The 19,244-nt window shown below is 54.4% G+C and carries 23 protein-coding genes and 2 pseudogenes; 16 read left to right on the forward strand and 9 right to left on the reverse strand.

Going from position 1 to position 19,244, the window contains the following annotated elements; translation table 11 throughout:
- Positions 1–283: 283 nt before the first annotated feature.
- The 3 genes from GY33_RS0100260 (at position 284) to GY33_RS0100270 (ending at position 5,077) form a co-directional block, all read left to right on the forward strand.
- Positions 284–1,351: an efflux RND transporter periplasmic adaptor subunit gene (locus GY33_RS0100260; RefSeq protein ID WP_031385414.1), complete on the forward strand. Its 1,068-nt coding sequence runs from the start codon at positions 284–286 to the stop codon at positions 1,349–1,351.
- Positions 1,352–1,485: 134 nt separating this feature from the next.
- Positions 1,486–4,689: an efflux RND transporter permease subunit gene (locus tag GY33_RS0100265; protein ID WP_084184684.1), complete on the forward strand. Its 3,204-nt coding sequence runs from the start codon at positions 1,486–1,488 to the stop codon at positions 4,687–4,689.
- The gene (locus GY33_RS0100270; protein ID WP_031385416.1) at positions 4,658–5,077 is read left to right on the forward strand and encodes a secondary thiamine-phosphate synthase enzyme YjbQ; all 420 of its coding nucleotides are present in this window, start codon (positions 4,658–4,660) and stop codon (positions 5,075–5,077) included. The genes GY33_RS0100265 and GY33_RS0100270 overlap by 32 nt, the downstream gene beginning before the upstream one ends.
- Before the next feature lie 166 nt (positions 5,078–5,243).
- On the opposite strand, the gene GY33_RS0100275 is transcribed toward GY33_RS0100270, so the two are convergent.
- The gene (locus GY33_RS0100275) at positions 5,244–6,131 is read right to left on the reverse strand and encodes an NYN domain-containing protein (RefSeq protein ID WP_031385417.1); all 888 of its coding nucleotides are present in this window, start codon (positions 6,129–6,131) and stop codon (positions 5,244–5,246) included.
- Positions 6,132–6,489: 358 nt separating this feature from the next.
- Here GY33_RS0100275 and GY33_RS0100280 point away from each other — a divergent pair, with 358 nt between their 5' ends.
- The 4 genes from GY33_RS0100280 to GY33_RS18825 all read left to right on the forward strand — a co-directional run bounded on the left by GY33_RS0100280 (position 6,490) and on the right by GY33_RS18825 (position 8,885).
- Positions 6,490–7,749, forward strand: coding sequence for a tyrosine-type recombinase/integrase (locus GY33_RS0100280; protein WP_051822134.1), 1,260 nt, complete (start codon positions 6,490–6,492; stop codon positions 7,747–7,749).
- Positions 7,750–7,790: 41 nt separating this feature from the next.
- Positions 7,791–8,069, forward strand: a complete 279-nt coding sequence (locus GY33_RS0100285) for a type II toxin-antitoxin system RelE family toxin (protein ID WP_031385419.1) — start codon at positions 7,791–7,793, stop codon at positions 8,067–8,069.
- The gene (locus GY33_RS0100290; protein WP_031385420.1) at positions 8,038–8,391 is read left to right on the forward strand and encodes a helix-turn-helix domain-containing protein; all 354 of its coding nucleotides are present in this window, start codon (positions 8,038–8,040) and stop codon (positions 8,389–8,391) included. Before GY33_RS0100285 ends, GY33_RS0100290 begins: the two co-directional genes overlap by 32 nt.
- A 230-nt stretch (positions 8,392–8,621) precedes the next feature.
- Positions 8,622–8,885: a hypothetical protein gene (locus GY33_RS18825; protein WP_031385421.1), complete on the forward strand. Its 264-nt coding sequence runs from the start codon at positions 8,622–8,624 to the stop codon at positions 8,883–8,885.
- Between the two features lie 178 nt (positions 8,886–9,063).
- Here the strand turns inward: GY33_RS18825 and GY33_RS22040 are convergent.
- The 4 genes and pseudogenes from GY33_RS22040 to GY33_RS0100310 form a co-directional block, all read right to left on the reverse strand.
- Positions 9,064–9,171, reverse strand: a pseudogene (locus GY33_RS22040) (Y-family DNA polymerase); the annotation flags it as partial.
- Positions 9,172–9,173: 2 nt separating this feature from the next.
- Positions 9,174–9,440 carry an SOS response-associated peptidase family protein gene (locus tag GY33_RS20175; RefSeq protein ID WP_152555005.1) on the reverse strand — a complete coding sequence of 89 codons (267 nt, stop codon included), beginning with the start codon at positions 9,438–9,440 and terminating at the stop codon, positions 9,174–9,176.
- Between the two features lie 34 nt (positions 9,441–9,474).
- A pseudogene (locus GY33_RS21890) lies at positions 9,475–9,663 on the reverse strand (SOS response-associated peptidase family protein); the annotation flags it as partial.
- Between the two features lie 113 nt (positions 9,664–9,776).
- Entirely contained in the window at positions 9,777–10,325 is a 549-nt protein-coding gene (locus GY33_RS0100310; protein WP_031385423.1) for an Hsp20/alpha crystallin family protein, read from the reverse strand.
- Between the two features lie 114 nt (positions 10,326–10,439).
- Here GY33_RS0100310 and GY33_RS0100315 point away from each other — a divergent pair, with 114 nt between their 5' ends.
- The 3 genes from GY33_RS0100315 to GY33_RS0100325 are packed head-to-tail and all read left to right on the forward strand — an operon-like array spanning position 10,440 to position 11,425.
- Positions 10,440–10,754, forward strand: coding sequence for a hypothetical protein (locus tag GY33_RS0100315; protein WP_031385424.1), 315 nt, complete (start codon positions 10,440–10,442; stop codon positions 10,752–10,754).
- Positions 10,755–10,813: 59 nt separating this feature from the next.
- Positions 10,814–11,215: a lysozyme inhibitor LprI family protein gene (locus tag GY33_RS0100320; RefSeq protein WP_035270886.1), complete on the forward strand. Its 402-nt coding sequence runs from the start codon at positions 10,814–10,816 to the stop codon at positions 11,213–11,215.
- A 3-nt stretch (positions 11,216–11,218) separates the two neighbouring features.
- On the forward strand, positions 11,219–11,425 hold the full coding sequence (locus GY33_RS0100325) for a DUF2905 domain-containing protein (protein WP_031385426.1): 207 nt from the start codon (positions 11,219–11,221) through the stop codon (positions 11,423–11,425).
- A gap of 12 nt (positions 11,426–11,437) precedes the next feature.
- Here GY33_RS0100325 and GY33_RS0100330 read toward each other — a convergent pair whose 3' ends face one another.
- The 3 genes from GY33_RS0100330 to GY33_RS0100340 are packed head-to-tail and all read right to left on the reverse strand — an operon-like array spanning position 11,438 to position 12,734.
- Positions 11,438–11,839: a LexA family protein gene (locus GY33_RS0100330; RefSeq protein WP_235185421.1), complete on the reverse strand. Its 402-nt coding sequence runs from the start codon at positions 11,837–11,839 to the stop codon at positions 11,438–11,440.
- A 56-nt stretch (positions 11,840–11,895) separates the two neighbouring features.
- Positions 11,896–12,054, reverse strand: a complete 159-nt coding sequence (locus tag GY33_RS21410) for a hypothetical protein (protein ID WP_162834852.1) — start codon at positions 12,052–12,054, stop codon at positions 11,896–11,898.
- Positions 12,055–12,104: 50 nt separating this feature from the next.
- Positions 12,105–12,734 (reverse strand): LexA family transcriptional regulator, encoded by a 630-nt coding sequence (locus GY33_RS0100340; protein WP_031385428.1) that lies wholly within the window; start codon positions 12,732–12,734, stop codon positions 12,105–12,107.
- Positions 12,735–12,854: 120 nt separating this feature from the next.
- Between GY33_RS0100340 and GY33_RS0100345 the strand changes: the two genes are divergently transcribed.
- Complete coding sequence (locus GY33_RS0100345; RefSeq protein WP_051822136.1) at positions 12,855–13,358, forward strand: HPP family protein; 504 nt, start codon at positions 12,855–12,857, stop codon at positions 13,356–13,358.
- A 22-nt stretch (positions 13,359–13,380) separates the two neighbouring features.
- Complete coding sequence (gene recD2, locus GY33_RS0100350; protein ID WP_031385430.1) at positions 13,381–15,540, forward strand: SF1B family DNA helicase RecD2; 2,160 nt, start codon at positions 13,381–13,383, stop codon at positions 15,538–15,540.
- Between the two features lie 607 nt (positions 15,541–16,147).
- Here the strand turns inward: recD2 and GY33_RS0100360 are convergent.
- Positions 16,148–16,789, reverse strand: a complete 642-nt coding sequence (locus tag GY33_RS0100360) for a hypothetical protein (RefSeq protein ID WP_031385432.1) — start codon at positions 16,787–16,789, stop codon at positions 16,148–16,150.
- A gap of 214 nt (positions 16,790–17,003) precedes the next feature.
- Here GY33_RS0100360 and GY33_RS0100365 point away from each other — a divergent pair, with 214 nt between their 5' ends.
- From GY33_RS0100365 to GY33_RS0100380, 4 genes are all read left to right on the forward strand, one after another.
- Positions 17,004–17,408 (forward strand): helix-turn-helix domain-containing protein, encoded by a 405-nt coding sequence (locus GY33_RS0100365; RefSeq protein WP_084184689.1) that lies wholly within the window; start codon positions 17,004–17,006, stop codon positions 17,406–17,408.
- Between the two features lie 288 nt (positions 17,409–17,696).
- Positions 17,697–18,050 carry a hypothetical protein gene (locus GY33_RS18835; protein ID WP_035270890.1) on the forward strand — a complete coding sequence of 118 codons (354 nt, stop codon included), beginning with the start codon at positions 17,697–17,699 and terminating at the stop codon, positions 18,048–18,050.
- Between the two features lie 233 nt (positions 18,051–18,283).
- A complete protein-coding gene (locus GY33_RS0100375) occupies positions 18,284–18,649 on the forward strand; it encodes a YkvA family protein (protein ID WP_235185422.1) in 366 nt (121 codons plus the stop codon).
- A 56-nt stretch (positions 18,650–18,705) separates the two neighbouring features.
- Positions 18,706–19,002: a hypothetical protein gene (locus tag GY33_RS0100380; RefSeq protein WP_031385435.1), complete on the forward strand. Its 297-nt coding sequence runs from the start codon at positions 18,706–18,708 to the stop codon at positions 19,000–19,002.
- Positions 19,003–19,244 lie beyond the last annotated feature (242 nt).

Below are 19,244 nucleotides of genomic sequence, written 5' to 3' on the forward strand. Positions count from 1 at the left end.
GTCCGCGACCACTCAGGTTGCTCGCTACACTGAGTTGAGCTCCGTATCTAAATGATCAACAGCCATGTCTTCAAGCCTGAGCATGGGCTAAATATCTTGCGGCAAAGGCCCGTGCGGTGGAAGCGAGTCACGGCTTGACAGTTCACATTCCATCTTGTTCCAGGTAGATTCGCACGGGTTGAATCGTTGTCCGTCGAGCCGTTTTGTAAAGGCGGTTCCAAAGTGGGTGCCGTCGGACGAGAGATGACTGGTTTTTCAATGGGCATGATCATGGAGCAAAAAGATGAGTAAACCATTGGCGACGTTGCTGCTGGTCGCGGTGATTGGCTGGGTGAGCGTCGGGGGACTGTATGCGCAGCCGCCGGGTCAGCAGGGCGGGCCGCCCCCGGCGGTGGTGGTGACCTCGCAGGTTGGGTCCGGATTGATGGTCGAAGAGCAAGAATATATCGGTACGGTCTATTTTCAGGAAACCTCCCTGGTGGCTTCCGAGGTCAGCGGTCGGGTGCTTGAGGTTCATTTCGAGCAGGGCGACCGAGTTCGCCGCGGCGACAAACTGGCGACCATGGACGGGGTGCTCAAGTCCAAGGATCTCCAGTCCCGCCGGGCCCAGCGGGAGGAAGTTTTGGCCGAACTGTCCCGTGTCCAGCGGGAGCTGGACCGGATGCGGCGACTGTTCGATCAGGGGACCGTCGCTGAACAGGAGTACGAGAGGGTCAAGTTTCTCGCCAGTGGGCTGGAGCGGCGAGCCGAGTCCCTGGCCGCGGAAATCGCCCGGATTCAGGAGGAAGTGCGTATGTTGGAGGTTTTGGCCCCCTTCGACGGAGTGGTCCTGGCCCGGCTGAGCAATCTTGGGGAGTGGCTGTCTTCGGGTTCTCCCGTGGCCGAAGTGGCGCGGGACGATGTGGTGGATATACTGGTCAACGTGCCCGTGGACGTGGCTTTGGGGCTGGAACTGGGGCAGGTCGTGCAAGGCCGCGCATCGGATCGGGAATTGGAGGGGCGGGTTCAGGCCGTGGTGCCCCGGGGCGACGTGGGCTCGCGGACGTTTCCGGTCAAGGTTCGGCTACCCAACGAGCACGGTCTTTTGGAAGGCATGGAGGTGCGGATGTACCTGCCCACCGGCCAACGTCACGAGGGATTTACCGTTCCCCGGGACGCCGTGGTCCCCAGCCCCATGGGGCAGGTGATTTTCCTGGTCCGGGACGGCCAAGCCAAAATGATCCCGGTCTCGGTCTCCGCTTTTGCCCGTGACACGGCTGGAATTGAAGCCCAGGGCGTCGAGCCCGGCGACCAGGTGGTGGTCAAAGGCCAGGAGCGCCTGCGCGACGGACAGCCCGTGCGGGTAGAGTGAAGGGGGAAGGGTGAAGAGTGAAGGGTGAACCTTGCTATTGGCGTCCACTCCATCCTGAACCGCGGACCTCATCAACCGTTGAACCGCTGAACCGTGAACCGCTGAACCGTTGAACCTCTGAACCCCTGGACCTCATGAATCCCATCAGCTTCGCCATCCGCAATCCGGTCACCATCCTGGTGGGCGTGATTTTCGTCGTGATCTTCGGTCTGATTTCCCTGTTCGGCATGCCCTACCAACTTACGCCCACGGTGATCGAGCCGGAGATTTCCGTGCAGACCGTGTGGAGCGGAGCCACGCCCTACGAGATTGAGCGGGACATCATCGAGGAGCAGGAAAACGTGCTCAAGGGCATCCCCGGCCTCGTGGAAATGGAGAGCGAGAGCTTCAGTTCCTTTGGCCGGATCAACCTGCGCTTCTCCCTGGGCACCAACGTGGACGACGCTTTGCTGCGGGTCTCCAACAAGCTCAACGAAGTCCGCTCCTATCCCCAGGGCGCGGATAGGCCCGTGATCACGGCCACGGGCGCGGCCTCCTCGCCGATCATCTTCACCTCGCTGCGGACCCTGCCGGGCAACCCCAACGACATCGACACCTACCGGACGTTTTTCGAGAACGAGGTGCGCCAGGATCTGGAGCGGGTCGAGGGAGTGGCGGACCTGTTCGTTTTTGGCGGTACGGAGCGGGAAATGCATGTGGTGGTATTGCCGGAACGGCTGGCCGCCTTCGGCATGACCCTGAACGAGGTCATTCGGGCCTTGCAGTCCGAGAACGTGAACGTGGCCGCCGGGAGCATCGACGTGGGGCGGCGCGACTACCGCATCCGGACCGTGGCCGAGTTCCAGAGTCCTGAGGAAATCGAGGCGCTTCCGATCCGTTCATCAGGGCAGGAGCGGGTGTTCCTGCGGGACGTGGGCCATGCGGAAATCGGGTACGAGAAAGCTTCCGCGGCCATGCTGCATCGGGGCGAAAAGGGCATCACCGTGGGCATTCAGGCCGAGCCCGGGACCAACGTCCTGGAACTGACCGATGCGGTGGAGGCGGTGGTCCGGCACCTGAACCAGACAATCCTGGAGCCCAACGGGCTGGTTCTGCTCTGGCTGGCCGATCAGCGGGACTACATCCTGGGGGCCATCGGCCTGGTCCAGCAGAACATCCTGATCGGCGGACTGCTGGCCATGATCGTGCTTTTCGTGTTTCTCCGCCGGATTTCCACCACCGGCATCGCCGCCGGGGCCATTCCCATCAGCATCATCGGCACCTTCATCTTCATGAGCGCCTTTGGCCGGAACCTGAACGTGGTCAGCCTGGCCGGGATTTCCTTTGCCGTGGGCATGCTGGTGGACAGCACCATCGTGGTTCTGGAGAACATCGACCGCCATCTGAAGATGCGCAAGCCCACCTGCCAGGCGGCCCTGGACGGCACCCGTGAGGTCTGGGGCGCGATCCTGGCCTCGGCCCTGACCACGGTGGCCGTGTTCCTGCCCGTGGTCTTCATCCAGGAGGAGGCTGGGCAGCTCTTCAAGGACATCGCCATTGCCGTGACCTGCGCCATCAGCCTGAGTCTGGTGGTTTCGGTGATGGTCATCCCGTCCATCACCTGCCAGATCTTTCGGGTGGTCAGTTCGGTCAAACCCCGTGATCTAGGTCCGCTGCCCAGGCTGGGCGGTTTTCTGGTCAATCTGATCATGTACTTCGTGCGCTTGGCCGTGCGCAACTGGTTCACCCGGATTCTGACCGTCAGCACCCTGACCGCCGCTGCCGTGCTCATTGCCTGGCTGTTTTTCCCGAAGATGGACTACCTGCCCCAGGGCAACCGCAACCTGATTCTGAACATCCTGATTCCGCCGCCTGGTCTGTCCTATCCGGAGCGGGTCGCCATCGGCGAACACATCCATGATCGTCTGGAACCTCACTACGACCAGGACGTGGACGGCTTTCCCGGCATCCGTCATCTGTTCTACGTAGGGGCGGAATCATTCATGTTTTTCGGGGCCGTGAGCACCCATGAGCAGCGGGCAGGAGAGCTGATTCCACTGTTTCGCAACGTAATTGGGTCGATTCCCGGAATGCTCGGGGTCAGTTTGCAGGCCGGGATTTTTCAGACCCGGTTGGGCCGGGGACGAACCATCGACATCGACATCGTCGGCCCGAACCTGGAGGAACTGGTGGCCGTGGGCGGAACCATGTTCGGCATGCTGCGCGGCATCTACCCCGAAGCCCAGGTCCGCCCGCTCCCCTCCCTGGAGCTGACCTATCCGGAGATCCGGTTCATACCGGACCGGGACCGGCTCAAGGCCGCAGGGCTGAGCGCGGCGGATTTGGGTCTGGCCCTGGACGTGCTGACCCATGGCCGCAAGATCGGCGACTTCAAGGAAGAGGGGCAAAAGACCATCGACTTGGTCCTGCGCTCATCCGCCCAGGCCATGGAAACCCCCGAGGTGCTGCACCACGCCCTGGTGGCCACGCCCCAGGGTATTTCATTGCCGGTCTCTTCCCTGGCCGCCATGGAACGGACCACCGGAATCACCCAGATCCGCCACCTGGAACGCCAGCGGACCGTGACCCTGCAGCTCACCCCGCCGGAAGCCGTGACCCTGCAGGAAGCCATGGAAACCGTTCAAAACCGCATCGTCCCGGCCCTGGAGGCCCAGGGGCTGCTGGCCAACACCCGGGTGGAGATGAGCGGGGTGGCGGACAAGCTGACCGAGACACGACTGGCCCTGCAGTGGAACTTCATTCTGGCCGTGATTATCATCTACCTGCTGATGTCCGCTCTGTTCGGCAACTTCCTCTATCCGCTGATCATCCTGTTCACCGTGCCCCTGGCCACGGCCGGCGGGTTCGTGGGACTGAAATTGGTCAACGTCCTCATCGCCCCCCAGCCCCTGGACATCCTGACCATGCTGGGCTTCGTGATCCTGGTGGGTGTGGTGGTGAACAACGCCATACTGCTGGTCAACCAATCGCTGATCAACGTCCGCCAGCATGGCATGGAACACCTGGAAGGCGTGCTGGAGGCCACCAGGGTCCGTCTGCGGCCGATCTACATGAGCACCACCACCAGCATCTTCGGCATGCTGCCCCTGGTGGTGGCTCCGGGGCCGGGTTCCGAGCTGTACCGCGGCCTGGGCAGCGTGGTCCTGGGCGGACTGGCCCTGTCCACGGTGTTCACGATCTTCGTGATCCCGTCCCTGCTGGCCTTCTTCATCCGCATGGAAACCCCGGGCTCGGCCATGGGCGCGGACGACCCCCTGGGCGGGGCGGCGCGCTGCGAGTTGCCGGAAACTGAAAAAGGAGCAAGCAATGAAAAGCTATCGCAAGGAACTGTGGTTTGACGTTTCCGGTCGTCGGGCGTTCATCAACATCACGCCCCAGGTGGAGCAGTGTCTGCGGGAGAGCGGGATTCAGGAAGGGTTGCTGCTGTGCAATGCCATGCACATTACGGCCAGCGTGTTCATCAACGACGACGAGTCCGGCCTGCACCAGGATTACGACGACTGGCTGGAACGCCTGGCCCCCCACGCCCCCATCAGCCAGTACCGCCACAACCGCACCGGAGAGGACAATGGGGACGCCCACCTCAAGCGTCAGATCATGGGCCGGGAAGTGGTGGTGGCCGTGACCAAGGGCCGCCTGGATTTCGGCACCTGGGAGCGGATTTTCTATGGGGAGTTCGACGGCAACCGCCGTAAACGGGTGCTGGTGAAGATTATTGGGGAGTGAGACGGGGGAGGTTTGCCAGTCCGTTGAAAAACTCCCAATTGCTGCGTCGCTGCAAAAAGTTCAAACTCTCACGTATGAATAAATACGCTTCGACCTTGAACTTTTTTTGCTCCTTGCACTTGGGGTTTTTGAACGGACTGCCGGATAAGGACTTTTTAACAATCAGTTACGCGCCGCTTCGCACCACGATCCTCACGGCGCACGGACCTTTCTTGTTGACGCTCTCCTGAAAGGAAACCCTGTCACCCACCGTCAGCCGGTTGATGTCCATATCCACCAAGTCGCCGTAATGGAAGAAAAGGTCTTCCTCGCTCATGTCCGGGCGGATGAATCCGTATCCACCCTGGATGGAGACCACGGTCCCGGATTGGTCCTCGCCGGATTTAGCCTTGGCCGCGTCCACGGGCCGGTATTTTTCCTTGACGAATAAATCCCGAACGATCTGGTCGTCGTGGCGCTCGGGATCGTCGATGACATCGTTGATCAGGATCGGGTAGGTGGCGTTGTCCAGCAAGGCCATGGAGGTCTTGGTGGCTCGGTGGTTTCCGTACTGATCCACGTATTCAAAGTCGCACCCCAGGACCATGACCCGCGCGCCGATGGTGTTCAGCTTTCTGGTCAAGGGCAGGTAGTCCCCGTCCGAGGCAATAAGCACGATCACGTCGTACTTCTTGAAAATTGCCAGCTCGAAGGCCTCCAACGCCAGCCAGACGTCGATGCCTTTCTCTCCCTCCGGGGACATGGGCAGATAGTGCGTGATCACCCCCTCCTTCATCAGGATGTCGTCGAAGATTCGCTCCTTGAGCAGCAGATCCCGTGCTTGGGCGTCGTAGGCCGTCAGCCGTCCGCGAAAATAGTGCATGTCCACGATCTTGCAGTTCTTGACCGGCCGTTCCTCTCGGGCCGCGACCTCGTGGATGATGAACTGGTGAATTCCGTTGATGCTGATCCGGGACTGGCGGGAATGATCGTAGAGGTAGTAATTGCTGACGTGAAAGAAGAAGTTGCCGTCGTAAAAAATGCCGATCTTTGTCAGGTTCGTGTTGGTGATCATGGGATTCTTGGGAATGGTTGAATGGAGTAAAGTGAATGACCTGATTCCTTTCTCGTGGCTCATGCGGGGAGCACTTTGTGAAAGACTGTACAGAAGTCTGACAAGTTTCGCTATGCAACAAAAAAAGGGTTACAGCATTTGCTATAACCCTTTGATTTTCTTGGTGCCGAGGGACGGAATTGAACTGCCGACACGGGGATTTTCAGTCCCTTTGTATCTATTATTTGTAAATGCTTATTTTTTATAAAACTATTGAAAATTATTGATAAAATTGCTACTATCATCCAACAGTTCTTGACTTGATAGACACCCTCTTTCATGGCAAAAGGTGGGAAAGGGGTGGGAATGGAATTTCCGCATGGACGTCAGGGAGGGGATGATGATTTGGAAAAAAAGTGAGTTTCCAGGAGTCAGATTTTACGAACATGATGACCGGCGACATGGCGTCAAAAAGGATCGGAATTATTACATTCGATACAAATGCCAGGGAAAAACCTATGAAGAGCCTGTGGGATGGTCCTCCCAGGGCAACACGGCACGGAGCGTCTATGATCTTCTTGCGGAATTGAAGCGCAACCAGAAGGCAGGCATTCCGCCATTTACGCTCGCGGAGAAACGCGAACAGGCGGAGGCAGAGCAAATAATGACAAAGGAGGCACGACGACTGGAGCGGATTGAGCAGGAGCGGATGCAGATCACGCTTTTACAATTTTTCGAAGCCGATTACCTTCCTTCTGTTGAAGGCTCTTGTTCCCCTGAAACTGTCCGCAAGGCCAGGGAGCATGTCAAGAATTGGCTGGCTCCGGCCCTGGAAAATACGCCCCTTCCGACGATTGCTTCCACACACCTGGAAAAAGTTCGTCAGGCTTTACTTAAGTCCGGCAAGTCCGCCCGGACCATGCAGTATGTGTTCGCCACATTCAGGGCGATCTGGAACTTGGCCCTGGAACGCGGTATTGTTTCTGGCAGAAATCCGGTAAAAGGGGTGAAGCTTCCTGTTGTGGACAATATGCGTCAGAGGTATTTGAAGTCTCACGAGGCCGATGCGTTGATTGAGGCTTTAAATAAACGCAGCCCGGTTACCCGCCACATGGCCCTGATCAGCCTGCATACCGGGATGCGTTTCAAGGAAATCGCCGAGTTGACATGGGGAGCGGTGGACTTGGACCGACGGCAAGTCAACATTATCAGAACAAAAGGTAAAAAGGCCCGAACTGTTCACATGACAGAGGAAATCCTCAGGCTGCTGTCCTCTCTTCAAAAAGGTCATGACGGTGATTTGATATTTCCCTCCAACACGGGCGAGAGGATCGGCAAGGTATCCAAGACATTCGACCAGGTTGTTAATGAGCTTGGTCTGAATGAAGGTATTACGGACCCCAAGGCTCGGTTTACCTTTCATTGTCTGCGCCACACACATGCAAGCTGGCTGATCGAAAACGGGGTTCAGCTCTACTTGGTGCAAAAACAGCTTGGCCATTCAACTCCCGTGGTCACTCAGCGGTATGCCCATGTTTCGGACCAGCAGTTAGCCGAGGCGACATTGGCTTTTGAAAGAGGCCTGGAGCGAAAGCAGGCTGGAAAAGTGATTCCCCTTCGAACCGCGGTTAATCAGTAGTCATCAAAAAACTTGACCTTATACCATAAAATGGTAATTCTATGAAGTGGTCGGTTCGGATTGCACCAAAAGCGAACAAGGCGTTGGCCAAGTTGCCGAAGCGTATCAAGGATACCCTCGTCTTGCTGGCCCGTGCCATTGAACTGAACGGCCCTGTTCGCGGGGACTGGCCGAATTACGGCAAACTGGCCCCAGGCAGGCATCACTGCCATCTGAAGAAAGGGCGACCTTGTTATGTGGCCGTTTGGGAAGAACAGGACAACGAGATCAAGCTTGTGGAGATCACTTATGTTGGAACACACGAAAAGGCCCCATACTGAAACCGTGGAAGTTGTATTTCGCGGTCCGGCGGATCATCTGGGGGAAGCGTCGAAGGCCATGGCCGGTTTCGGCTTTGAACGTGCCGACCAGTCTCGCCCATGGCGGGAATCCTTTCCGGACCTTACGGAGCAGACATTGCCAGGAGTTTGCCTACGGGCTGCCCGCATCAGGGAAGGGGTCACGCAGGCAAAGCTTGCCAGCGTGACCGGCATCCCTCAACGGCACATCTCAGAAATGGAGAACGGTAAGCGGCCCATCGGCAAGAAGAGCGCCCAGATTTTCGCAAACGCGCTGAATATGGACTATAGGATTTTCATGTAGCCCTTTGAAAAAATAGTCTCGCTTGCCAGGGATTGAGGTGTTGCAATAGCTCCTGACTCTGGTCGAATATAATTTCAATGGTAATGGTCCGCTGAGACAAATAAAAACGAAGCCCCNNGGGGCTTCGTTTTTATTTGTCAATTTAACTTTTGATATTTTGAAAATTTACAAAATTTAAAAATATTGCTTTATAATACCTGACAGCGATTTTTCCGGAGGACATCGAGCGCATGATCGAGCTTCAGGCCGATGTCCTTGTATGCCATGAAGCCCCTGAATGCCATCGCTACGGTTTCATGATGCTGGGCGACCTGGCTCGGATTATGGGGGTCAGGCTGCTGGTCCACGGTCACCATCATGAGCGCTACGAGGATGTGATCGATGAGGGTATCAAGGTCGTTGGGCTTGGTACGCCTGGCAAGGTCGACCCTGTCACGGGACAAGACGAGGGGCTAGACTGGCTGCACCACCTGTTTCCCTGGCAGATCACATGAGTTGTCCTGGTACGAACTCCGATTGTTGTTTTAGGATGAACCATTTCCAAATAATTCGAATTTTCGCAATGGTTCTGATTTTGGGTGGGACAGGCAGGGGCAAGACCATGTCTTTGGTGACGCCAATAATTGCAAGGCTCGTCAAAATGAGCCTGGGTTGTTTGATCATTGATGTGAAGGACAGCACAACGATAAGCCTGCCCCGCAGCTTCGGGTTGAAAGCCCGTTCACAGGATGCGTAGAAATTGTTGCAGTCCAGCAGGGCGAAGATCGTCGAGGGCGGCATGGTCAACCATCGTCCGGCAGCAGGACCGGGACAACGCAGTCAGGATCGTTGTTTTTCGGATTGTTGACCATGGCGCTGACCGGCTGAATATGGGTTGGCGTAGCAGCGTAGGGTTGAAGTAATAAGTCAATCTGCTCCCGGTGACTCTCCGGCGCAAGCCATACCGCATAATCCTCCGGTTTGATGATCACCGGCATCCGGTCGTGGATGGCCGCCACGGCCTCGTTGGCATTGGTCGTCAGAGATGGCGCAGGAATCGATAGTTTCACCAGTCTCCGGGTTCTTCCAGGACTCCCAGATTCCGGCCATGGAGAACAGTTCCAGGTTCTCGAAACGGATCAAGTAGGGCTGTTTCTTGGTTCCGAACTTCTTCCATTCCAGGAACCCATTGGCCGGAACCAGGCAGCGTCGGCTTCTGATGGCGGATCGAAAACTGGTTTTTTCCCAAACGGTTTCCGAGCGTGCGTTGATGCTTTTCGGTGCCTTGGTCACGTCTTTTGTCCATGATGGGATCAATCCCCACTGACGATCGAGCGCGGATAAAAAAACTGCCGCCCAGCCAACAACAGAGCCAAGCGGCAGCAGGAGGGGGATGAGGCAACTTATCAGTCTGAGCTGATTTCAATCTGCCTGGCGCTGGCAGGCAGGGTCTTGTGGCGCGGTATGGCAATTTTGAGTACGCCTTGTTTGAACGAGGCCTTGATGTCATCCTTGGAGCAATCGTCCGGAAGAGACAAAACCCTTTGAAAACTCCCGTAGCTGCGCTCCATTCGGTAGTACCCCTTGCCTTTGTCTTCATGCTCGTGGCGTTTTTCTCCGCGAATGATCAGGCTGTCGTCACGCAGTTCGATGTTCAGGTCTTTTTCATCCACTCCCGGCAGTTCTACGGAAATCTGGTACTGATTGTCTGACCCGCTGACATCCAAGTGCGGTTTTAGTACACCTTCCAGGCCGGTTGAATGTTCGGGCAGACCGCGTAGCATGTCCCATCGTGGGAAGCCGCGAAGCATCGTATCGAAAAGTTTGTCGACCTCCGAATGAAAACGATCCCGGGGCGACCCTGTCTGCATGGTCGGAGCGTGCTGCACGGGCACGGGCTTTTCCTGCTCCTCTTTCTTGAACCAATTCCAGGGATTCAGTTTTGAAATATCCATAACATCCTCCTTTGATTCAGTTTAAGTGACAACTAAAGCATCAGGTGGCCATGTCAAGACGAAATTTCCGTGGAGCCTTTGGACATTCAATAAGCTTGGCCAGCACAATTTGCCGTGGAAATCATTAATCCTTCTGACAGACTGTCCCTGCTCATCTATCTGCTCGCGGTGGTCACTCTCTGTATGGTTCCAGCTTGGCTGTACGTTATTCACGTCGCCAAAAAATCATTGCGTGAGGGCCGGTTTCCACCTTCCGGCACAAAGGCCCTGGCCAAGGCCAAAATCGTGCATGGCGATAAGGCTGAAAGAACGGCACGCTTGGTGCTTTTTCTGGGTTATGTGCTGTTGATCCTGACCCTGACCACGGCTTGGTATATTCTCTTTTTTTTCCCGGAAGCGTTTACCTTCAACGACCCCATGGTCAACTGACGTTCCGCAATGCTCTTGATTTTCAAGAATCGATGAAAAATAACCATAGCCTACTTCACATGCCAACGATAATTCTGACGCTTCTCGTATTGATCAACTTGGCCATGCCTAGCGCGGCTCAGACACAAATGGAAATGAACCTTGATGCCTGTGAAGCGTTTAAGGCCGCGTACGAATCCCTTGATGCGACATATCAGCGCATTCTCGTTGAATACCAGGATGAAAAAGCATTCCTGGTTAAATTCAAAGCTGCGCAAGAATCCTGGATGATCTTTCGCGACGCCCACCTTGCTGCCCTCTACCCAGAAGAAGACACGCAAATGGCCTATGGAAGTATTTTCCCGCTATGCCGCTGCCAGGCCCTCCTGGAAATGACGGAGCAAAGGATTCAGGTCCTGGAAAAATGGATAGATGGAGTCGAGGAAGGTGATGTTTGTGTTGGCAGCATCAGGTACAGGTAGATCATGCCTCGCCTTCTGATCATCATTGGCTTTCTTTGCATCGCTATTGGGTTGATATGGAGCTATGCCCCATGGATGCTCAACTGGTTCGGCAAATTGCCCGGAGATATCAACATAAAATCCGAACGCAGCAGAGTCTTTATACCGATCACGTCAATGATCATCATCAGCGTTGTCGTGTCGGTGCTGATCAACCTTTTCAGGAAATAAATCCTTTGCTGGTCAACGCAGCTTCCGGATCACAGTGTTCACCACGCCCCAGACTTCGCAATCCATTTCCGGCGTGATCTCAATGTCCTTGAATGCGCTGTTCGCCGGTTCAAGATATGTCTTGCCGCTGTGCAGTTTCAGGGTCTTCACCGTGAACTCGCCATGCACGATGGCCACGACCACTGATCCGCTGACAGGCTGAAGCGACTTGTCCACAACGAGCATATCCCCGTCGAAAATGCCCGCATCCTTCATGGACTGTCCGCAGACCCGGACCAGAAACGTGGCTGGCGGGTTCTTGATCAGGTAATCGTTCAGGTCCAACCGCTTTTCCAAAAAGTCCTCGGCGGGAGAGGGAAAACCGGCTGCCATCCTGCAAAGCAACAGGGGCGTCTCCAGCTTGGTTCTCCGCACGAAACGAGCAATCAGATCAATCCCGCGAGTCATTGGAAAAGCCCCGTGCCCAATACCTATTTGAGGGAGTCGATGTTGATCTGTCTGCCGCAGTTGGGGCAGTGCATCAGCTTGGTCATTCTGGCCCTGGGTTGATACAGATGCCGCACGCCCTTCTTGGTGATCACATACGCCACGGTTACTGGATGACCGCATTCGCAATACCGTTGTTGCATGGTGCCTCTCCTTCTTGTTTACATAAGTAAATCAATATGGCAAAAAAATATCAGGCGTAGTTCCTGCTGCTCCACAGCACCCGGCCAATGATCCGCAGGGTCTCGATCTCGTCGCCTTGAAGGGTGACCGGCTGATAGCGTTGGTTGGCACTGTACAGAGTGATCAGACCGGGACGGGCCTGGACCCTCTTGATCTGCAAAACATCCAGGTGGCCGAGCACATAGAGGTTGTTGCTCAGAATCTCGGTCTGGCTCTGGTCGATCAACACGCTGTCGCCGGGTTCCAACTCGGGTGACATACTGTCGCCCACCACGTCCATGACCACCATGCTCTCAGGTCGGCCTTTTTGGCTGATCCAGGAGCGCCCAAAGGGAATCTCGGATATGATATTGTCTTGCACTTCCAGTGAACCGGTCCCGGCGCAGGCCCTGGCGGAGACCTTGGGGATGAACGAGGTCCTGGGCCTATCGGATTGATACACCGGACCGGTGCCGGTTTTCAGCCATTCCAGGCTTACCCCGAACATGTTGGCCAGGGTCAAGGCCCAGCTCTTGGGCACGCCTCGGGTCTTGGCCAGGGTGATGGCCGGAGGCTCGATGCCCAGCAGGTTGGCCAGGTCTTTCTGGCTGCCGATCTCGGCGACCTGGGAAGCGCGTTTGAAGAAGTCGTCAAATTTCATAGGATGGCCTTGGAGAGATACTGTTTACGAAAGTTAATCAGTTGTCAAGCCCATAGGAATTCTTCATATTCGCTGACACCTATCAACCGGGGTGCATTGCTGAAAAGAGGAGGAGTGGTTTTGGCGATTGTTTCCAGAAGCAGGTTGGAGGTGATGAAGCTGCATTGGAAAAGCTATCTTTTTCAGTGTTTAGCTGCATCGGCCACCATATTCGTCATTCTATTACTGGTCAGCATTCACAGGAAGCCTATCATCATAGCGTCTCTTGCGGCTTCGACCTTTATCGTATTCACGATCCCCAGCTATCTCACCGCCCGACCACGAAATCTGATTTGTGGGCATCTTGTCGGACTGGTCTGCGGTCTTGTCGTTGCCGAGCTGATTTTACCCCATTTTAGCCCCACAATTGTCATCTATGAGTTTTGCTATGCCTTTGCCGTCGGCTTGTCCATTTTCATCATGGTTGCCACTGATACTGAGCACCCTCCTGCTGCTGGAACAGCCCTGGGCGTGGTGACACTCGGATTCTCCATGAAATTGATATTGACGGTTTTGATCAGCATCTCCTTTCTCGCCGGTGTTCACTATCTCTTCAAAAACAGGCTTCGCGATCTCACTTTGTGAGTAATCGCTAGAAATTCCCTCCATGTCCAACCTGCACGCCCAAATAGAGCGCATCACCTACGCCAACGAGGAAACCGGCTATGCCGTGGCCAAGGTGTACGCCAAAGGTCATGACGGCTTGGTCAGCGTTGTTGGAATTCTGCCTTCACCCAATCCTGGCGAAATCCTGAAAATGCAGGGCTGCTGGGAATCTCATCCCAAATACGGACAGCAGTTCAAGGTCCAGACCTGTGAAACGGTCCTGCCCGCTACGGCCAATGCCATTCAGAAGTATCTCGGTTCCGGGCTGATCAAAGGCATCGGTCCGGTGATGGCCGGGCGCATCGTAAAGCTCTTTGGCGAACAGGCCCTGGATATCATTGAGCACCAAGCCGACAGGCTGACCGAGGTCCAAGGGATCGGCAAGAAGCGCATCGATATGATCCGAAAGGCCTGGGAGGATCAGAAGGCTATCCGCAACGTGATGATCTTCCTCCAAGGCCATGGGGTCAGCGCGACCTATGCCGCCAAAATCTACAAGCAGTACGGCAACGATTCCATTTCCATCGTCCAGAATAATCCTTACAGGCTGGCCCAGGACATCTGGGGCATCGGGTTCAAGACCGCGGACAAGATCGCCCAGGCCATCGGCATTGCCCTGGATTCACCCATGCGTATTGATGCCGGGATCGTGCATGTGCTGCATGAACTGGCTGATGAGGGCCATGTCTACTTTCCTGATGAATCCCTTTTGAACAAGGCCGGTGAAATCCTGGAGGTGGATCGTGGCCTGCTGGAACCGGGCATTACGCGCTTGGCCGGTGAACGCCGCATTGTTGTCGAAGAACAAGGTGAGTCCGGCAGACCGGTCTATCTGGCCAAGTTTCATCACTGCGAGGTGGGCACGGCGCGGCGAATGTCCGTTTTGATCAATGCACCCAGAAATGTGCGTCAGGTGGACGTGGGCAAGGCTCTGGAATGGGTCCAGAGCCAGATGCGCATGACCTTGGCCGAGAAACAGCAAGAGGCTGTTCGGAGCGCTCTGACCGGCAAGGTTGTAGTGATCACCGGCGGCCCCGGCACGGGCAAGACCACCATCATCCGGTCCATCCTGAACATCTATTCCCGGCTGACCCAGCGAATCCTTTTGGCCGCGCCCACGGGCAGGGCCGCGAAAAAAATGAGCGAGGCAGCGGGTCATGAGGCCAAGACCATTCATCGGCTTCTGGAGTTCAGCCCAAGCAACGGCTCTTTCAAGCATAACGAAGAGAAGCCCTTGCCCGCTGACCTCTTGATAGTCGACGAGGCTTCCATGATCGATCAGGTCTTGATGTATCACCTGATCCAGGCCGTGCCTTTGGGGTGCGCCGTGGTCCTGGTGGGCGACATCGACCAGCTCCCATCGGTGGGCGCGGGCAACGTGCTGCGTGATATTATTGCCTCCGGGGTCGTCCCGGTGGTCACGCTCAACGAGATTTTCCGCCAATCCCTGGACAGTTCCATCATCACCAATGCCCATGCGATTAATGCCGGACAGATGCCTGATCTTCAGCCCAGAAAAGACCCGGATGATTTCTACTTCATGTATCAGGAAGAGCCGGAACAGGCCCTGGAAGCCATTGTCAACCTGGTCAAGAACCGCATTCCCGCCAAATTCGGCCTGGACCCGATCAACGATATCCAGGTCCTCTCGCCCATGCATCGAGGGGTCATTGGGGCCGGGAATCTGAACCAGGTCCTGCAAGAAGCGCTGAACCCCAGCGGCCCATGCGTTGAACGCGGAGCCCGGAAATTTCGGGTCGGCGACAAGGTCATGCAGATTCGCAACAACTACGACAAGGAAGTGTTCAACGGGGATATAGGCCGGGTGGCCCGTCTGGATCAGGAAATGCGCGAACTCATCGTCCGCTTCGATGGCCGGGATGTCCTCTACGAATTCATGGAACTGGACGAACTGGTCCTGGCCTACGCCGCCACGGTGCATAAATCCCAGGGCAGTGAGTATCCCGCCGTGGTCATGCCGGTGATGACCACTCATTACATCATGCTCCAGCGCAATCTGATCTATACGGGCATTACCAGGGGTAGACGACTTGTGGTCCTGGTGGGTACGAAGAAAGCTCTGGTCATGGCTGTCAGGAACAACAAGACCGGGAAGCGATATTCCAATCTGGATGGGCGATTGCGGGGAATGGGTGGGTGATCAATGCCGTTGTGGTTCTATGACTCGGAAATGACACCACTCCCCTGAATCTTTCGCGACGGGCTCTGCTCTTCACATGCAAATACACTGAACTGGAATAGTTTTTACAATTCAGAAAAAGATTTTGAAAGTATAAGGCAAAAAATTGTTAAATCTTTGCATATTTTGAATAATATGCTTTTGAGGTAAAGATATGTATATCAGTAATTACAGAATTAAAGAAAAATCTTTTTTACGAAAGCAACGTATAGGGAATTTCTTTGATCTAGTTAAAATTTGGGAATTCAAGAAGGGATTTTTATCTTTGATAAATTGGAATAGGCAGTTTGTTATCCTTATAGAGTCAGAACGAGATATGATTATCCAGATACAAACCAAAAAGCTAATGGAAAAAATGCAAAAAATTTTAGAAAGATATTGCAAGATATATGGGAAAAATAAAGATGATTGCGGTATTATTGTTTGCACCATGACATGATTTGTTGTTTTTTTTCATCATCACTGTTTTTTAAATTTTAAAATTTTATCTGATTAGTGGATTGTTGCGAAACAATAAAAATTTTTCAACAATAACCTATTAATATTAAAAAAATAGAAGATTTTTCGTCTATGGAATTACTATATGATGTAACTCACCTGAAGGCGGCAAGTCGCAGCGTAGACGCCCACGCAGAAATTCCGGAGCAGAAATGAAGCCATGCAGGCCTTGTTGCAGTTCGCGACGCGTTCCCACCAGTCTGGCGCAATGGTCCTGGCGAAAGACATCTTCGTCCGGGAAACGGCAGAGGGTCACTGATTGTCCGTCGAATCTGGCATACCCTTCCACCGGCATTCTGGACAATCTTCCGGACGTAACTTCCATGGTGAACGATTCTTCAAAGCCCCTGACCAGGTCGAGTCCCACGGTCTCCACCGGGTGCCAGTCGCGATGGACGCGGGCCTGGGCTTGATCCAGGACGCACTGCACTCTGTCCCCAAAGGCGGCGTTTCGACGCATGGCCTCCAATTCCGCCTTGCGGGCTTCGGCTTCCGCTGCCCGGAGTCTGGCCTGGGCTGCCCGCTCTTCCGCCGCCGCCTGATCCATTTCCGCTTGCCGGACCCTGGCCATATTCTGTTCTTCCAGGGTCATCACCTGCCACTGGTCATCGGGAATCCCCAACGGATGTCTGGGGCCGCAGGCTATGACAACGGAAAACAGCAAAAAAACACTCAACTGGAAAGCCCAGCGGCATAAGCTGGTTATACTCACTCTTCCCTCCTTCTGTCGCAAGTTGATCTTGAACAACGAGTGACGTTTTATTTGCTTGTCGCGACATAATGTGTCGCACAAGAAAAAAACCAAGAAAAAATGCTGCGATTAGTCGACGTTGACCCAAGCTATACGTTCATATAGCTATCTCACTAGACAGGCAATAAGCGGATTTTGGCCGCGACTCATTCTTCATCAGGCAACGAGGCGGATTATGGTCAAGGGTGGTAAGGATCACGTAGGCACTCGCTTGAGGGCATTACGCGAAGAATTTAATTTGAGCCAAGAGGAATGGGGAAAACTCCTGCAAGTGACCTCGAACACCGTGGCCCGATGGGAGCGCGGCGAACTGGAACCCAAAGGCGCGCACCGCAAAAAGGTGGAGCAGGTGTTGGCCATTTCCGAAGACGATCGGGCTAAGGAGACCATCAAGGCGACTCTGGCCTCCGAAGGCGGACTTCCGGCCACCGCCGCTTTCCTGGGCATGCTTTTCGGCGTGCTCGGCGTTCTGGGCGTCGGCCTGGGCCTGGCCGCTCCGCTTTTGCGCTCCAAGACCAATTTGCTCAGCGGCATAATGAGTTACGTCAAGAAAGAAGAGAATAACACTCCTTCCAAATAATTCCCGCTCCTTCTCCTACCTGCGCGGAACACTCCGCGAAACGCCCACTATTCATTCCAGGTTAAGTTTTCTTGGCCACCGATTTTTGAGCCAAGAATCTTTCTAGCGACACAAATTGTCGCATCTCGCGGATACATACCGCGTTTTCCAGCCTGCTTCCAATTATCCAGGCTCAGTTGAGTCGAGAAAAATAATGTTTGGTACGTATTGACTGAAAGTTATACGTTCGTATAAACAAAGTTTTTATCAGTTGATGGCTTTCACGGGATTCGCAACCAAGGAGAAGGAGTGGAGATCGGAAAACTGGCCAGAAACATGGCGGTTAGCGGAGTTTGTCTCACGGTGAAGTGTTGGCTGAACCTCTACCTGATCAAGGAGTACGGCGAAATGCTCAAACTGGAAATCGATTCGGAAAACCGGACCATGAACGTCGAAGTGCTGCTCAAAGGCGAGTCCGCGCCGATCCGGATTCATGTCGGCAGGTACGACTGCGTGACGGGCAACGGGAACAGCGGTGTGGTTCTCCAGGAGATCAGCACCTCCAGGGAGTGGATGAACTCGCTGATCACGAACCTGCATCCCGACGGCCTGACCATCCCCATGGACGAGCAGATCGTCTCCATTGTCAAGGGTGTTTTGTAATGCCCGGCGATGAGCAGGACATCGGCGCAGAGGTTTAGGAGAATCGGATGGAAAGCATTGGTGATAAAGTCATGTGATTTAGGCTTATTGAGTTGAAAATTCAAAAATGAGGGTGGTTTTTTGTTATAAGTATGTTTTAGGAGACTTTCAAAATAGTTCGTTTTAAATTGACAAGTTAAGGGAAATTTGGGAAATGATCGTCGCTGTTTTCACAACAAAACGAGGAGGCCGCCATGATGAAGCCGTTAGACATGGAGCAGGAAGGGGAAATTTATCGACATGCTTACTCGGAGGAGAGCTTTTGGGACAAGGTCGTCGGATACGCCAAGGCAGCTGGCCATGAAGTGATTGAAAAGGCTCTCTGGCTTTACTACGCAGCGCAAAAACCCACCACTCCGGCCTGGGCAAAGGGGGTGGTCTATGGTGCGCTTGGCTACTTCATCATGCCCTTCGACGTCATCCCGGACTTTACTCCTGTTGTCGGCTACATGGACGACTTGGGCGTCCTGGCCGCCGCCGTAGCCACGGTATCCATGTACATAGATGATGACGTCAAAGAGACGACAAAGCGCAAGCTTCGGGAATGGTTCGGAGAGTAACGCCAGCGGGCCGGGAGGAAATCCCGGCCCATTCACGAATCACAAGGAGAAGCAACATGCCTGAACCGTCCATCATGGAAACCATCAAGGCCAAACTCGGCTCCGCCAGGGAAACGGAACTGAAGGAACTCTACGCTGACGTGCGCAATCATGCTGGCGAAGACATGACAAAAATCGATTCCTATATCGATGCCAGGGTCGCGAGCATGGGGGAGCAGCTTCGCCGGGAGTACAAGGAGAGCATGGAGCTTCAGCGTAAAGAAATGAAGGCGATGAACGTGCAGCTTCTGATGAGTACCGTGCTGACGTGGATGTTTATCGTAGGCTACTTCATCATGCGCTTTGTCCTATAATCAAATAAAAAGCCGCAAAATGTAATTTTAAACAAGTAAACAGGGTAACACTCTCCACTCAAAAACCTCCTACAAAGGCAAGGTGAAGCGTATATGAGTGACCTTTCGAAGCTTGGACCATTCAGGGTGAAAGACAAGAAAGATGTTTTTAGAGCAAAATTTGAATTTTTTAAAATTTGCTGGAAGGAAGGACATTTTCGATTTGCTTTTGAATACTTTTTTTTTCTCCATAATATTTATGT

Origin of the sequence: Desulfonatronum thiodismutans (assembly GCF_000717475.1) — a bacterium.
In the GTDB taxonomy this organism is placed as follows: domain Bacteria; phylum Desulfobacterota; class Desulfovibrionia; order Desulfovibrionales; family Desulfonatronaceae; genus Desulfonatronum; species Desulfonatronum thiodismutans.

Coding starts and splice junctions, on each gene's coding strand:
- GY33_RS0100260 (WP_031385414.1), top strand. CDS start 284: ATGAGTAAACCATTGGCGACGTTGCTGCTGGTCGCGGTGATTGGCTGG.
- GY33_RS0100265 (WP_084184684.1), top strand. CDS start 1,486: ATGAATCCCATCAGCTTCGCCATCCGCAATCCGGTCACCATCCTGGTG.
- GY33_RS0100270 (WP_031385416.1), top strand. CDS start 4,658: ATGAAAAGCTATCGCAAGGAACTGTGGTTTGACGTTTCCGGTCGTCGG.
- GY33_RS0100275 (WP_031385417.1), bottom strand. CDS start 6,131: ATGATCACCAACACGAACCTGACAAAGATCGGCATTTTTTACGACGGC.
- GY33_RS0100280 (WP_051822134.1), top strand. CDS start 6,490: ATGGACGTCAGGGAGGGGATGATGATTTGGAAAAAAAGTGAGTTTCCA.
- GY33_RS0100285 (WP_031385419.1), top strand. CDS start 7,791: ATGAAGTGGTCGGTTCGGATTGCACCAAAAGCGAACAAGGCGTTGGCC.
- GY33_RS0100290 (WP_031385420.1), top strand. CDS start 8,038: ATGTTGGAACACACGAAAAGGCCCCATACTGAAACCGTGGAAGTTGTA.
- GY33_RS18825 (WP_031385421.1), top strand. CDS start 8,622: ATGATCGAGCTTCAGGCCGATGTCCTTGTATGCCATGAAGCCCCTGAA.
- GY33_RS0100310 (WP_031385423.1), bottom strand. CDS start 10,325: ATGGATATTTCAAAACTGAATCCCTGGAATTGGTTCAAGAAAGAGGAG.
- GY33_RS0100320 (WP_035270886.1), top strand. CDS start 10,814: ATGCCAACGATAATTCTGACGCTTCTCGTATTGATCAACTTGGCCATG.
- GY33_RS0100325 (WP_031385426.1), top strand. CDS start 11,219: ATGCCTCGCCTTCTGATCATCATTGGCTTTCTTTGCATCGCTATTGGG.
- GY33_RS21410 (WP_162834852.1), bottom strand. CDS start 12,054: ATGCAACAACGGTATTGCGAATGCGGTCATCCAGTAACCGTGGCGTAT.
- GY33_RS0100340 (WP_031385428.1), bottom strand. CDS start 12,734: ATGAAATTTGACGACTTCTTCAAACGCGCTTCCCAGGTCGCCGAGATC.
- recD2 (WP_031385430.1), top strand. CDS start 13,381: ATGTCCAACCTGCACGCCCAAATAGAGCGCATCACCTACGCCAACGAG.
- GY33_RS0100365 (WP_084184689.1), top strand. CDS start 17,004: ATGGTCAAGGGTGGTAAGGATCACGTAGGCACTCGCTTGAGGGCATTA.
- GY33_RS0100375 (WP_235185422.1), top strand. CDS start 18,284: ATGATGAAGCCGTTAGACATGGAGCAGGAAGGGGAAATTTATCGACAT.
- GY33_RS0100380 (WP_031385435.1), top strand. CDS start 18,706: ATGCCTGAACCGTCCATCATGGAAACCATCAAGGCCAAACTCGGCTCC.